We start from the raw sequence: 14,322 nt of genomic DNA on the forward strand, positions 1-14,322 counted from the left end.
TCAGTTCATTCAGTCTTTCTGATCGCGCAACACATTGCCCGACTCACCGTCGATGCGGAACTCATAGACCACGCCATCGGCCTTGCGCCCCTCACCTTCCCAGTAGCCATCGTTATCGGCTTCGATCTTGAAGATCTCGACGTAGCCGGCCTTGCCCTTGGCGGTCTCGATGGCTTTTTCAATGGTGATCCAGCCTGCGCCCGGTTTGTCCGCCAGGGCGGCTCCAGCACTGAGCAAGGCGGTGGTTGCGACAACGGCGGCTAAGGTTTTCTTAAGCATTTTCGTGCTCCATTAGGGAATGAGTGTTACCTGTCCTGAATTTTTTAGGGCCCTGCAGACGAGAATTAGTTCCAATTGATGTGCATTCGCCATGATGGCTGTTCTCGCCGTCCTGCTGTGGAGGTTAGAATGTCGGAAATCAGGATGAGTTAATGACGGATAAGTCCCTATCAGAAGCCGAATACGACGCCATCACCGATGCCGCTGCGCACTGGTGCATGCGTCTGCACGCCGGCGATTGCACGACGGCGGAGCGTCAGGCCTTCGAGCAATGGCACGATGCGCATCCACTGCATGCCTTCGAATACGCCGCGATGCTGGAAATCTGGGACGTTGCCGATCACTTGCCCCGCAGCGAGCCGGCCCCCGTCATGGCGGGGCGACAACCTCGCAGCCGTTTGAGGAACTACGCGGTAGCGGCGGCGATATGCCTGGTGGCCTTGCCACTGGCGGCCTTTACCGGCTGGGAAGCAGGCTGGCTGCCCAGCTCGTACAACCATTACGAAGCTGAAAACAGCTTGCGCCAGGTCACCCTTGACGACGGCAGCCAGGTTGAACTTAACCTGGGCACCGAACTGGTCTACAGCAATTTCAAGGATCAGCGCCGGGTTACCCTGAAAAAAGGCGAGGCGTTTTTCAAGGTCAGCCATGACGCGCAACATCCGTTTATCGTCCACGCCGGGGACGGCCAGGTTCGAGTGACCGGCACTCAGTTCAATGTCTGGAAATACGAAGACCATGTGCGGGTCATGCTGCTGCAAGGCTCGGTGCTGGTGAGCAGCGACGACGCCCACAGCGGCCTGCGCCTGTCACCCGGGATGCAGGCCAGTTACAACCGTGGCGACGCCAGCCCCCTGGCCCAGCCGATTGCCCCGGGCGACACCGCCCTGGCCTGGCGTGACGGCAAGCTGATCCTCGACAATCTGGCCCTGGCCGACGCGTTGCCGTTGATCAACCGCTACCTGAGCAAACCGGTGATGCTGGCCGACGCCGGCACCGGGGCGATTCGCATTGGCGGCATCTACAACATCAACGAGGTGTCCAACCTCGTCCCCTCTCTGCCCAAGGTCCTGCCGGTCTACCTGACCCAGAACCAGGACGGCAACCCTGTACTCAATTCGATTCCGCGCAAAACCCCAAAGAGCTGAGCCAGGGTCATGGGCCTGCGCCCTCCTCCCGAATGCTGCCTGCGTCAAATCGTCCATTTTTGAAACACTTGCACCGGCTGAGCTGACAGCCGGCTGCGGAGTGCCGGGTTTACGGCGCGCAGTGTTTCATCCCTGAGACACCTGCCAGGCGGGCTGGACAAAGGCCCGCTGTCTCACAGTTGAAACACATCCACTGTGCATTCTATCCCCCGCGCTCATAACCCCATGAATGTCATCCCAAATTCAAAAGCGGCACAGCTCCTGCTCTCTTCCTGACAGCGCTGTTTAGGGTCAGCGCCAAGAATAAGGAATGCCGTCGTGAAGACACTTAATCCAGGCTCATTGAGCCTTCTGCTGATCAGCTGTGTACTGAGTACCAGCGTGAGCCTCCCGGTGCTCGCGGCAGGCGACGGTGTGATCGTGATTCAGCGCACCGTCCAGGGCCACATGGCTGGCCGCACCGCTGGCGTCGACCCCAACCCGGTCACCGTCAATGCCAATTCTTCTCCACAGATCCTGCGGGCCACCAGCGAGCTGAGCGACAACGACTACGCCAACATCAGCAGCGGCTCCAGCATCACTCGCGCCATCCTGCCCGGCGGCAACCTTCCCGGCTTGACCAACAACGGGGGTGGCGTAGGCCTCGGTGGCGGCGCAGCGGCCGGCCATGGTGGCGGCTCCAGCCTCTCGGGGCAGATCAATGGCTCAATCTCCCGCGGCATGGCGCCTTTGAACAATATCGGCAGCCTGATGGGAGGCCAGTGAGATGAACCATTCCTGGTTGTTCCTGGCGATCCTGGGCTGCTCGGCGGCCATGGCTGACAACAGCGCAGTGATCGACAACTCCGGCAAGCAATACAACGGCATCGTCTCGATCAACCAGGCGGCCGGCAATCAGCAACAACAGCTCAACAGCCGCGCGATTTCGGCGGGCAGCAACTCCCAGGCGGGCGGCGCCCTCAGCCAGACCATCGGCGACGCACCGGCCGATCGCTCCCAGAACGCCAAGGTGGCGATCCAGGGCAACTCTTTCAGCAATGGCAACGGTGTACTGGGCGTCAACCAGTCGGCCGGGGCCGGCAACCAGATGATCAATGCGGTGCGGATCAGCGTGAATGCTGGCCCGCAAAGCATCGACGACAGCGTCATGTCGCAACAGAACGTGGCGCTGTCACCAAACTCAGGGTTCACCTCTACCACTGGCAGCCGCCAGGTCGTCACAAGCGACCAGGCCTTCACCGGCAGCCGTGGAGTGGTACAGGTGAATCAGAGTGCCGGGGTGGGGAACCGCATGGCTAACGCCCTGAACGTACAGATCCAATGATTCATTGGAGCTCGAAGCTGGACCGTACCAACACTTAACCAACTAATTAGAAGCAAGGGGAAATACCATGAAAACTACAATGGCTCTTAAACCACTGGCCTTCGCTCTCGCTGCAATCATGGCTGCCGCCGCACATGCCAACCCACCTACTCATCAGCCTACCGCTGCAGTAGCCGCCGTTTCCGATGCGCAATCGAGCAACCACAATGGCGTGCTCAACCTGGGCACCCAGAACAACGCGTCGGCCGACAACTCGTTGAACGGCAGCAGCGGCAACGCCCAGGCCAACATCGCAGCCGGTGATGGCAACCAACAAGACAACCAGACCGCCATTGCGGCCGGTGATGCAGATACCGTGTTTGCCCAAGCTACCATTACCCAAGACAACCGCAACAACGTCTCGGTGCAAGTGGCTACCCACAACAACGCTTCGCTCAACAACTCGGCCAACGGCAGCTCCGGCAACCTGGGTGTGAGCGTTGCCGCGGGTAACTTCAACCAACAGAAAAACCAACTGACAATTGCTTCTGCCAGTGGTGCCGCCGCCGCTGCCTCGAGCAACACCACTCAAACCAGCGTCGACAACACCTTCCTCAATACCGTGGCCACTCAGTCTGGCCCATGGGGCAGCCACACTTACCTGCCTGTCGTGAACAACGCCAGCGCCAAGAACTCGCTTAATGGCTCTTCGGGCAACCTGGGCGCCAACATTGCTGCAGGCGTGGGCAATCAGCAGGGCAACACCACTGTGATTTCCTCCGGCGTACGTTTCTGATGCAACGGGGCCTTGGCGACAAGGCCCCTTTTTATTCCAGTGTCCTCCAGGCCATTCGATCATGCGGATCATCGCCCTCACCCTCCTGTTATTGCTCACCGGCCCGACTTGGGCGGGGCAAATGGCGATTGCTGCCATGCCCGGCGGTGGCGTGATCTTCAAGAAGGTCGAGAGCATCCGTGAACGCAAGTTCGCCAACCTGGTGGAACAGAAAACCGATTTCAGCTGCGGTGCCGCCGCCCTGGCCACCATCCTGCGCCAGGCCTACTGGATGGATGTGGATGAAGACCACATCATCAAGGGCATGCTGGTCAACGCCGATCAGGACCTGGTGCGTACCCAGGGCTTTTCGATGTTGGACATGAAGCGCTACCTGGAAAGCATCGGGATGCGCGCCCGGGGTTACCGGATCAATGCAGACACCCTGCTCACGGTGAAAATCCCGGTGGTGGTGTTGCTGGAGATTCGCGGCTACAAGCACTTCGTGGTGATGCAGCGCGCCGACAAGGACTGGGTGTACATCGGCGATCCGGTACTGGGCCATAAACGCTATGCCCGCGACGACTTCGTCAAAGGCTGGAATGGCATCGTCTTCGCGGTATTGGGCGAAGGTTATGACAAGACCAACGTGCTGCTCGACCCGCCCACCCCACTGACGGCGAAAAACAGAATCAATGAGTTCAGTCCGGTGCGCGACAGTGAATTGATGGACTTCGGTTTTATCCAGAGCGACTTCTTCTAGAAGCGCAATAAGGGGCAGGACGCTCCAGGAGCAAACGATGAACACTTACCGTTGGCTGACGGTCATGTGCCTGGCAGCCTCAATGCCCGCTTATGCGTCATCGGTGTTCAAGCCGATTGAAATAAAGGACTCGGAACTGGCTGACCTGCGTGGTCGCTACGTAATGCCGGGGCGGATCATTAGTTTTGGCATCGTGATGAGCAGTACCTGGACCAATGCCGCCGGCGACAGCGTGACCGGCTCGGCCAGCATGAACGTCAACGCGTCGACCGTCACCCCGCAGTTTTATGTGCAGGTAACCGACAGCCCCACCAAAGTCTCGCCCAACCAGCCGAATGGCACTGGCACGGTGGTCGGTGGCGCGGGCCTGGGCAGCGGCCAGGGCGTGACCCAAAGCGTGCGCGCCGCCGGCGATGGCAACACCGCCAGCAATAACGTGAATATCAATGTGAACCAGAATGGCTTGTCGCCGGCCAATGTCGTCCAGTCCGGACAAGCCCTGGTGGCTGGCCAGTCGGTCACCGGCAGCACGGGTGCCGGCCAGGTCACGGTGTCGGCCGCCAATGGCGGGCTGCAAATGGCGATCCTGGCCAACAACAATCAGGGCAATTCGTTGCAGCAGATCGGCGCCGGGAATGTCCTGCAAGGCACGGTTTTGCAGGGTAACAGCAACTTCGTCAGCAACATGACCCAACTCAATGTGGTGCTGGGCAACAACGGTTTGAACAATTTGGGGCAGAACCTGAACCTGAATCAACTCAGGGGCCTACGCCCTAACGGTTATTGAACTACGCTGTGCCTCGACACTTGCGCATTAGAAAGGGACGGCTTATTCCATGCATCGATCGCTATCGTTACGTGCCGTAATTTGTTTAAGCACGCTCCTGCCCGCATCCATGTTGTATGCCGCGCCGGACACCGACATAGACACATTGAAAAAGGAATTGCTGGAGCTCAAGCAACGCTACGAAGTGCAGCAAAAAGCACTGGCGGTGCTGGAGCAACGGGTACGCCAGGTGGAAGAACAACCGGTGGCGCCGCCGCCCAAACGCCTGGCCAAATCCCCGGCAGACTTCCAGAAAGGCGGCACCACAGTGGCCGGCAACACGCCGGGCGTCGGCGCGGCTGCGGCCTCGGGCGGTGCAGCCGGTGGTGCGTCCTACGGCCAGTCCCTCAAGGATGATTCGGCCCCGGCACAGAGCGTGAGCAACTTGTATAACGAGGCCAGCGGGTTCTTTGGCAACGGCAAGTTCAGCTTTGAAACCGGCGTCACCTATTCCCGCTACGATGCCCGCCAGTTGACCCTCAACGGCTTCCTGGCGCTGGACTCGATCTTTCTCGGCAACATCAACCTGGACCGGATCAAGTCGGATAACTGGACCGTCGACCTCACGGGCCGCTACAACCTCGACAACCGCTGGCAGTTCGATATAAACGTGCCGGTGGTTTACCGCGAGTCGACCTATCAGTCCGGTGGTGCCAACGGTGGCAGCGGCACCGCGACCTCGGAACAATCGGTCACGCGTGACCCGACTATCGGCGACGTCAACTTCGGGATTGCCTACAAATTCCTCGACGAGAGCGTCAACCTGCCGGATGCCGTGGTGTCGGTGCGGGTCAAGGCGCCCACCGGCGAAGATCCGTTTGGGATCAAGCTGGTCCAGTCATCCAGCAACACCAACCTTTTCGTGCCGGAAAGCCTGCCCACCGGCAACGGTGTGTGGTCGATCACGCCGGGTATCTCGCTGGTCAAGACCTTCGACCCGGCGGTATTGTTTGGCTCGCTGTCGTACACCCACAACTTCGAAGACTCGTTCAGCGATATCAGCTCCCAGGTCGGCCAGAAGACCCCGGGGAAAGTGCAGTTGGGCGACAGCTTCCAGATCGGCGCTGGCGTGGCGTTTGCGCTGAACGAGAAGATGAGTATGTCGTTCTCGGTGTCCGACCTGGTGCAACGCAAGAGCAAGCTCAAGCCGGATGGCGGCGACTGGCAGTCGGTGGTTTCCAGCGACGCCAACGCGGGTTACTTCAACGTGGGCATGACGATTGCGGCAAGCGACAACCTGACCATCGTGCCGAACCTGGCCATCGGGATCACACCGGATGCGCCGTCGTTCAGCTTCAGCCTGAAGTTCCCGTATTATTTTTAAGGCATGACAACGGGAAAAGCCCCGCAACGATAAGGGTCGTTGCGGGGCTTTTCGGTTTACCCGCCCTAGCGGATCTGGTGTTTGTGCAGCAACCGGTAGAACGTCGGCCGGGAAACCCCCAGCACACGCGCTGCGACACTCAGGTTGTCACTGTGCCGGTTGAGCACATCGCACAGTGCCTGGCGTTCGGCACGGTGCTTGTAATCCTCCAGTGTAGCCATCGGCAGCGCGATTGCCTGCTGGCTCTGCAATCCCAGATCAACGGCTTCGATTTGCCGCCCTTCAGCCAGTACCAAGCCACGCCGCACGCGGTTGGCCAACTCGCGCACATTGCCCGGCCAGCCGTGCTCGCCCATGGCCACCAGCGCGTCTTCACTGAAGCTGCGGGGACGGCGGCCGGTTTCCTGGCTGTAGAAGTGTGAAAAATGGTTGGCCAGCATCGCCACGTCACCGTGGCGCTCGCGCAACGGCGCGGTGACCACTTGCAGGACGTTGAGCCGGTAATACAAGTCTTCGCGAAAAGTGCCCTTTGCCACCGCGGCTTCCAGGTCGACGTGGGTGGCCGCCAACACGCGTACATCCACCGCAATCGGCTGGCTGCCGCCGACTCGCTCGATCTGTTTTTCCTGGAGAAAACGCAGCAGGTTGGCTTGCAGCTCCATGGGCAAGTCGCCGATCTCATCGAGAAACAGGGTGCCGCCGTGCGCCGCCTCGATCCGCCCCACCTTGCGCTGATGGGCACCGGTGAAGGCGCCCTTCTCATGGCCGAACAGTTCGGACTGGATCAGGTGTTCGGGAATCGCCCCGCAATTGATCGCCACAAACGGCTTGGCATGGCGCTGGGATTGGCGATGCAAGGTACGCGCGACCAATTCCTTGCCGGTGCCGCTGTCGCCACGGATCAACACCGGGGATTCAGTGGGCGCCAGCTTGGCGAGCAGCTTGCGCAATTCCCGGATCGGACGGCTGTCCCCCAGCAACTCGTGTTCCGGCTGGCCCGCAGGCGCGTTGTTGCCCTTGCCCCGCAGGCGCGCCATGCCGAAGGCGCGGCCCAGGGTGACCTGCACCCGTGACACATCAAACGGCAAGGTATGGAAGTCGAAGAACCACTCACAGACAAAATCGCCGACATTCTGCAGGCGCAGCACTTCCTGGTTAAGCACCGCAATCCACTCGGTGCCGCTGCGGCTGATCAGTTCCTTGACCGCTTCGGGTCGCTCCAGGTGAAACGGCTGCAGGCGCAACAAACCCACGTCACAGGAGCGCTCACCCACCGACTCGAGGGCGCAGCTGTCCACGTCCCACCCCGCTGCGCGCAAACCGGGCAATAGCCGGTGGCAGTCATCACAGGGATCGACCACAAGCAGGCGGCGCGGGGCAGGTGTAACAATCATGACTATTCCTTGGCGTCAAAATCGTTAAAGTTATTTAAAAACAACTATTTGCAAAGTCTGCTGGTAACCCTAGCAAGATCTTGACGCACCCTTTGTACCGATTCGCTATAAGTCGCGAACGAACCGGGTCTTTTATGTCAGTCGGGTGCGGTCAATTGCCGCGGCATAACTTTCATGAGGCTTTCAAAATAGCCCCTTACATGACTTTAATCAGGGAAAGTTAAAAAATCTTCTTCTAACATGTGACCCGCACCCGGTGATCGTGCATCAGTACAAGTAACCAGTCGTTAGGCACGCCCAACCAACGGCTTCCACTTGAATGGGCATTTAGAGAGAAGACCCCATGAACGCCCCGCTCCGCATCAACGAAGCTCTTTTGATCGCAGACCGTGCCTTCCAGCCCTTTCAATGTGTGGCCTGGCACGATGGCAACGGCGCCCTGAGCCTGAGCGTCATCGACCGCACCAATACCCGTATCGGTAGCAAGCAGCTGTCTTCCAGCACTTATACCGACCCGGCACAGCTTGAGAACTTGCTGTTGCAGGCCCGTGCCGAACTCGACAAAGATGGCTACCAGTTGCAATCCTGGGCAATGCCCAAGTAACTGAAGCGTGCGTGAGACGGCACCCGAAAGTGTGCCGCCCGGCTGCGCAATATATTGACCCGCACTAACTCAAGTGGACAGTCAGCCATGCAAGTTGCAACTTTGCATAGCTGACTACTTATTAGTGTGGTTACCGATCAATAGGCCGAGAGAATAAACCGCTCGATGGCTTCCGCCGCACCGTCATCGACATTGCTGCCGGTCACGACGCTGGCCTGGCGCTTGACCACCTCTTCTGCCTGGCCCATGGCAATCGACAACCCCGCCACATGAAACATCGCCGGGTCATTGCCGCCATCACCGATGGCTGCGGTCTGTTGCAGTGGCACACCGAGGTGCGCCGCAAGGGTTCTCAATGCTTCACCCTTGTTGGCCTTCATGGCGGTGACATCCAGGAACACCGGCTGCGAACGCGACACCTGGGCCAATCCCTCGACCCTGGGCTGCAACTGCGCCTCGAGCTCCATCAGCAGCTGGGTATTGGTACTGGCAGCAACAATCTTGTCGACCCGATCCAGATACGGCTCGAAGCTCTCCACCACGATCGCCCCATAGCCCAGGCCGTGCTCCTCGCGAACCGCCATCGGTCCGCCGGGATCGCGACGCAGCCAGTCGCCGTCGGCAAACAGCCAGACTTCAACGTCCGGCTGCGGCGTAAACAAGGCCAACGCCACCAGCGCCGCTTCTGCCGGCAAGTGATGCGCCACCAGAATACTGCCGTCGGGATTGACCAGCGTGCCGCCGTTGAAGCCGGCAATCGGCACATCGATGCCCAGCGCTTCGACCTGCTGACGCATGGCCTTGGGCGGTCGCCCGCTGGCCAGGCTGAAAAACACCCCGGCCGCGCGCAAGGCGCGAACCGTATCAATGGTGCGCTGGCTGAGGCTGTGATCCGGATGCAGCAACGTGCCATCCATATCACTCAACACAAAACGGATGGGTTGACTCGGCAAGTCACTCATCCGAGGCTGTGCCAGGTACGGCCATCGCGGGCCAGCAACGCATCAGCCGCCGCCGGGCCGTCCTCACCCGCCTTGTAGGCCTGGATGCCGTCGTCCTGCTTCCACGCATCGAGAAAAGGCTGCACCGCACGCCAGCCGTTCTCGATGTTGTCGGCGCGCTGGAACAAGGTCTGGTCGCCGGTCATGCAGTCGTAGATCAGGGTTTCGTAACCCGTCGACGGCTGCATCTCGAAGAAGTCCTTGTAGGCAAACCCCAGCTCCACGTTGGCCATGTCCAGGGTCGGCCCGGGCTTTTTCGCCAGCAGGTCGAACCACATGCCTTCATTCGGCTGGATCTGGATCTTCAGGTACGTCGGCTTGAGTTCATCGACCTCGGTATCACGGAACTGCGCGTAAGGCGCCGGCTTGAAGCAGATGATGATCTCGGTGTCGCGGATGCTCATGCGCTTGCCGGTGCGCAGGTAAAACGGCACCCCCACCCAACGCCAGTTGTCGATCAACACCTTGAGGGCAACGAAGGTCTCGGTGCTGCTGTCGGGCGCAACATTGGCCTCTTCGCGGTAACCCGGCAACTGCTTGCCGCCGACTTCACCCGAGGTGTACTGGCCACGCACCGAGTTGGCCCGTGCGTCTTCCAGCGACCAGGGCCGGATGGCCCCGATCACCTTGGCCTTCTCGCCCCGCACTGCGTCGGCGCCAAAGGCAGCCGGCGGTTCCATGGCGACCATCGCCAGCAACTGGAACAGGTGATTGGGCACCATGTCCCGCAGGGTGCCGGTGTGTTCGAAGAAACTGCCACGGGTTTCCACGCCGACGGTTTCGGCGGCGGTGATTTGTACGTGGTCAATGTAGTGGTTGTTCCAGAACGCCTCGAACAGCACATTGGAAAAACGGCTGATGAGGATGTTCTGGACGGTTTCCTTACCCAGGTAATGGTCGATGCGGTAGATCTGCTTTTCGCTCATCACTTTGAGCAGGCAGGCGTTCAGCGCTTCGGCGGTGGCGAGGTCGGAGCCGAACGGTTTTTCGATCACCACCCGGCGGAACGCCTCCGGGGTTTCTTCCAGCAAGCCGGCCGCGCCGAGGCGCTGCACCACTTCGGCGAAGAAACGCGGCGCAGTGGCGAGGTAAAACACCGCGTTGCCAGTACCGCTGTCGGCAATCTTCTTGCCGATATCGGCGTAGGTGCCGTCATCGAGGAAATCACCCTCGACGTAGCTGATGCCTTTGGCCAACTGTTCCCACAATGCAGGGTCCAGGGCGTTCTCGGCATTGCCCTTGACCTTGCTGGCGGCCTCGGTGCGAATGAAGTCCTCGAGCTTCTTGGCGAAATCGGCGTCGCTGATGGCGTTGTGATCAACGCCGACAATGCGCAAGCCATCGCCCAGCAGCCCGTCGCGGCTGAGGTTGTACAGCGCCGGCATCAGCAGGCGCTTGACCAGGTCACCGTGGGCACCAAACAGAAACAGTGTGGTGGGCGGAGCGGGTTCGGCCTTGGGTTTCTTGCCGTTGGCGGTCATTTTTTGGGAGTCTCCACATGGCCGCCAAAGCCGAAGCGCATGGCAGAAAGCATTTTGTCACCGTAGGTACTTTGCTGGCGGGAGCGGAAGCGCGCGAACAGCGAGTTCGACAGCACCGGAACCGGTACCGATTGTTCCATGGCGGCCTCGATGGTCCAACGGCCTTCGCCACTGTCGGCGACCGAGCCGGAATACCCGTCGAGCTTCGGATCGGTGGCCAGGGCGTCGGCGGTCAGGTCCAGCAGCCAGGACGACACCACGCTGCCGCGGCGCCAGACTTCGGCGATATCGGCAACATTCAGGTCGAAGCGCTGGTCTTGCGGCAGGTTCTCCGAATTCTTGGTCTTGAGGATGTCGAAACCTTCGGCGAAGGCCTGCATCATCCCGTACTCGATGCCGTTGTGGATCATCTTGACGAAGTGCCCGGAACCGGCAGGCCCTGCGTGGATATAGCCGCGCTCGGCACGGCTGTCCGCTGCGGCGGAACGGTCCTTGGTACGCGGGATGGTGCCCAGGCCCGGCGCCAGGCTTTCGAAAATCGGGTCCAGCAGCTTAACGGTCTCGGCGTCGCCGCCGATCATCATGCAGTAGCCGCGCTCCAGGCCCCAGACGCCGCCGGAGGTGCCGACGTCGACGTAGTGCAAGCCTTTTTCCGACAGGGCCTTGGCCCGGCGGATGTCATCCTTATAGAAGGTGTTGCCGCCGTCGATGATCACATCACCGTCTTCCAGCAGATGGCTCAATTCTTCAATGGTGTTTTCGGTCGGGTCGCCTGCCGGCAGCATCACCCAGATCGCCCGGGGCTTTTGCAGCCCGGCCACCAGACCTGCCAGGTCAGCAACGCCCGTGGCGCCCTCGCCTGCCAGACCTTTTACGAATGCTTCATTGCGGTCGTAAACCACGGTGGTATGCCCATTGAGCATCAGGCGCCGCGCAATGTTGCCACCCATGCGGCCTAGTCCAATAATCCCCAGTTGCATGTGCTGATGCTCCTTACTACGAATAAATGTGTGTCACAGTTTATAGCGCAATGAGGCTAATGAGGGTTAGTCCAGAGCGGATTGGCATAGTTTCATGACAAAAAGTGGCCATCCTTTCGCCTTCAGTGGGTTAAAAGTCACAACGACCATCAAAAATAAAAAAGTTCCCTTCATTAAAAAAAGAATTCAGAATTGCCCCGACTGTTGCCGAGAGCCTCGATTCAAGCGCTCTGGCACCGCGATAGACCGGCTATTTGCGAGGTAAGCAATGAGCACTGCACACATGACCCGTCCGCCACAGACCCTCTACGTCACCATTCGCCGCGATGAATTGCGCCAGTTGAAAAACGAGCGCGACCAACTGCAGCAGGAAGTCATGCGTTTGCGCTCGCACCTGCAGGGCCAGCTCAATCAGCCGTCCGGCACCCAGCCCGCACTTTGCTGAACGTGGGCTGAACGAACCGTTCAGGAATAACTCACGAAGTTTTCACGTCCCCCTCCCGATACTCCCGCCGAATAGGGCCGCGCTACGCGCGCAGGCCCTCTGTTTGCGTGCGTCCCTGCGCGTTGACACTGAAAATTATCGGGTTGGAGCGCTGGATGGCGATGTTCAAACGCAGCACTACGTCTGCGAAAGGTTTTGATTGGGCCGGCCTCGGCTGGATGTTTCTGTTCTTCTGGTATTTCTCGGGCATTACCCAACTGCTGATCCAACTGACCGGCACCTCCGGCTTCAGTGGTTTCCGCCAGGCATTCTTCATGAGCGCCCTGTGGCTGGCGCCGATGCTGTTGTTCCCGCGTCGCGCGCGCCTGGTGGCGGGGTTGATTGGCGTGGTGCTGTGGGCCTGTTCCATGGCCAGCCTGGGTTATTTCTTCATCTACCAGCAGGAATTCTCTCAAAGCGTCATCTTCATCATGTTCGAGTCGAACATCTCTGAAGCCGGCGAATACGCCACCCAATACTTTGCCTGGTGGATCGTGCTGGCGTTTATTGCCCACACCGCCATGGCCGTTTTCCTGTGGACCCGCGTGCGCCCGGTGTACCTGCCACGTGGCCAGGCCATGCTGGCGGCTGCCGCAATCGTGATTGCCATCGTCGGCTACCCGCTGGTCAAGCAGATCGCCAAGAGCGAGACCATGGAACTGGCCATCGACCGCTTCGAAACCCGTATAGAGCCGGCAGTGCCATGGCAGATGATCGTGGCCTACCGCCGCTACACCGAACAACTGGATAACATGCAAGGCATGCTGACCAGCGCCAGCAAGATCCCGCCCCTGACCAACCTCAAGGACAGCATGGCCGGCCAGCCGTCGACCCTGGTGCTGGTGATCGGTGAGTCCACCAACCGCCAGCGCATGAGCCTGTATGGCTACCCGCGCAACACCACGCCGGAACTGGACAAGCTGCGGGACCAACTGGCGGTGTTCGACAACGTCATTACCCCGCGCCCGTACACCATCGAGGCGCTGCAACAGGTGCTGACCTTCGCCGACGAAGAAAACCCGGACCTGTACCTCAAGACCCCGTCCATCGTCAGCGTGATGAAGCAGGCCGGCTACAAGACCTTCTGGATCACCAACCAGCAGACCATGACCAAGCGCAACACCATGCTCACGACCTTCTCCGAACAGGCCGACGAGCAGGTGTACCTGAACAACAACCGCAACCAGAATGCGCGCCAGTATGACGGCGACGTGCTGGAGCCGTTTGCCAAGGCCATGTCCGACACCGCCGAACGCAAATTCATCGTGGTGCACCTGCTGGGTACCCACATGAGCTACCAGTACCGCTACCCGCCGACCTTCGACAAGTTCACCGACCGCCAGGGCGTGCCTGAGGGGGTCAGCGACGCACAGTTGCCGACCTACAACAGCTACGACAATGCGGTGCTGTACAACGATTTCGTGGTGTCGAGCCTGATCAAGGACTACGCCAAGACCGATCCGAACGGTTTCCTGCTGTACCTTTCCGACCACGGCGAAGACGTGTTCGATTCGGCCGGCCACAACACCCTGGGCCGCAACGAAGGCAAGCCGACGGCACCGATGTACACCATTCCGTTCATGGCCTACGCATCACCCAAGTGGCGTGAAAGCCATGACTGGAGTTTTGCCGGTGACTTGCAGCGCCCTTACACCAGCTCGCAGCTGATCCATACCTGGGCCGACATGGCCGGGTTGAGCTTCGACGAACTGGACCACAGCAAGAGCCTGGTCAGTGACAGCTTCAAGCCTCGGCCACGGATGATTGGCGACCCGTATGCACGCCAGCAAAAACCGCTGATTGATTTCAGCCTGATCAAGCCCAAGCCAGACGCCGTCAACGTGGTCGTCAAGTAGCTTGAATCGCCCGGGTTTCATCCGCGCAATGCGGTGAAACCCGATTTGGCTGCAACGCAAAGCTAATAATTATTCTCGTTTAGCGCTAAAGTTCCCCGCCTCCT

General features: G+C 59.9%; 15 protein-coding genes. 10 read left to right on the forward strand and 5 right to left on the reverse strand.

Going from position 1 to position 14,322, the window contains the following annotated elements:
• Positions 1-9: 9 nt before the first annotated feature.
• Positions 10-279 (reverse strand): PepSY domain-containing protein, encoded by a 270-nt coding sequence (locus tag QF039_RS14695; protein WP_307519109.1) that lies wholly within the window; start codon positions 277-279, stop codon positions 10-12.
• 152 nt (positions 280-431) lie between these two features.
• On the opposite strand from QF039_RS14695, the gene QF039_RS14700 reads away from it, so the two are divergent.
• The 7 genes from QF039_RS14700 to QF039_RS14730 all read left to right on the forward strand — a co-directional run bounded on the left by QF039_RS14700 (position 432) and on the right by QF039_RS14730 (position 6,418).
• Entirely contained in the window at positions 432-1,427 is a 996-nt protein-coding gene (locus QF039_RS14700) for a FecR family protein (protein ID WP_307519111.1), read from the forward strand.
• A gap of 318 nt (positions 1,428-1,745) precedes the next feature.
• A complete protein-coding gene (locus QF039_RS14705; protein ID WP_003217947.1) occupies positions 1,746-2,192 on the forward strand; it encodes a hypothetical protein in 447 nt (148 codons plus the stop codon).
• A gap of 1 nt (position 2,193) precedes the next feature.
• A complete protein-coding gene (locus QF039_RS14710; protein ID WP_307519114.1) occupies positions 2,194-2,751 on the forward strand; it encodes an adhesin in 558 nt (185 codons plus the stop codon).
• Positions 2,752-2,830: 79 nt separating this feature from the next.
• On the forward strand, positions 2,831-3,526 hold the full coding sequence (locus QF039_RS14715; RefSeq protein WP_307522975.1) for a hypothetical protein: 696 nt from the start codon (positions 2,831-2,833) through the stop codon (positions 3,524-3,526).
• A 61-nt stretch (positions 3,527-3,587) separates the two neighbouring features.
• A complete protein-coding gene (locus QF039_RS14720; protein ID WP_003217941.1) occupies positions 3,588-4,268 on the forward strand; it encodes a C39 family peptidase in 681 nt (226 codons plus the stop codon).
• Between the two features lie 37 nt (positions 4,269-4,305).
• Positions 4,306-5,055, forward strand: a complete 750-nt coding sequence (locus QF039_RS14725) for a hypothetical protein (RefSeq protein ID WP_003217939.1) — start codon at positions 4,306-4,308, stop codon at positions 5,053-5,055.
• Positions 5,056-5,104: 49 nt separating this feature from the next.
• Positions 5,105-6,418: an autotransporter domain-containing protein gene (locus QF039_RS14730; protein WP_043224814.1), complete on the forward strand. Its 1,314-nt coding sequence runs from the start codon at positions 5,105-5,107 to the stop codon at positions 6,416-6,418.
• Positions 6,419-6,483: 65 nt separating this feature from the next.
• Here QF039_RS14730 and QF039_RS14735 read toward each other — a convergent pair whose 3' ends face one another.
• Positions 6,484-7,812 carry a sigma-54 dependent transcriptional regulator gene (locus QF039_RS14735; protein WP_003217935.1) on the reverse strand — a complete coding sequence of 443 codons (1,329 nt, stop codon included), beginning with the start codon at positions 7,810-7,812 and terminating at the stop codon, positions 6,484-6,486.
• A 343-nt stretch (positions 7,813-8,155) separates the two neighbouring features.
• Between QF039_RS14735 and QF039_RS14740 the strand changes: the two genes are divergently transcribed.
• Positions 8,156-8,416, forward strand: coding sequence for a hypothetical protein (locus tag QF039_RS14740; protein WP_003217933.1), 261 nt, complete (start codon positions 8,156-8,158; stop codon positions 8,414-8,416).
• A 137-nt stretch (positions 8,417-8,553) separates the two neighbouring features.
• Here QF039_RS14740 and QF039_RS14745 read toward each other — a convergent pair whose 3' ends face one another.
• From QF039_RS14745 to gnd, 3 genes are read right to left on the reverse strand one after another with little or no spacing between them, the layout of a single operon-like run.
• Positions 8,554-9,378, reverse strand: coding sequence for an HAD family hydrolase (locus QF039_RS14745; RefSeq protein WP_003217930.1), 825 nt, complete (start codon positions 9,376-9,378; stop codon positions 8,554-8,556).
• Complete coding sequence (zwf, locus tag QF039_RS14750; protein WP_003217928.1) at positions 9,375-10,898, reverse strand: glucose-6-phosphate dehydrogenase; 1,524 nt, start codon at positions 10,896-10,898, stop codon at positions 9,375-9,377. The genes QF039_RS14745 and zwf overlap by 4 nt, the downstream gene beginning before the upstream one ends.
• Positions 10,895-11,902 (reverse strand): phosphogluconate dehydrogenase (NAD(+)-dependent, decarboxylating), encoded by a 1,008-nt coding sequence (gnd, locus tag QF039_RS14755; protein WP_256219491.1) that lies wholly within the window; start codon positions 11,900-11,902, stop codon positions 10,895-10,897. The genes zwf and gnd overlap by 4 nt, the downstream gene beginning before the upstream one ends.
• Before the next feature lie 244 nt (positions 11,903-12,146).
• On the opposite strand from gnd, the gene QF039_RS14760 reads away from it, so the two are divergent.
• Both QF039_RS14760 and QF039_RS14765 read left to right on the forward strand, forming a co-directional pair.
• A complete protein-coding gene (locus QF039_RS14760; protein ID WP_023658901.1) occupies positions 12,147-12,323 on the forward strand; it encodes a DUF6026 family protein in 177 nt (58 codons plus the stop codon).
• Between the two features lie 155 nt (positions 12,324-12,478).
• Positions 12,479-14,218 carry a phosphoethanolamine transferase CptA gene (locus QF039_RS14765; protein ID WP_087694370.1) on the forward strand — a complete coding sequence of 580 codons (1,740 nt, stop codon included), beginning with the start codon at positions 12,479-12,481 and terminating at the stop codon, positions 14,216-14,218.
• The last annotated feature ends 104 nt before the right edge of the window (positions 14,219-14,322 follow it).

The organism is Pseudomonas sp. W2I6, from assembly GCF_030815935.1.
Lineage (GTDB): Bacteria > Pseudomonadota > Gammaproteobacteria > Pseudomonadales > Pseudomonadaceae > Aquipseudomonas.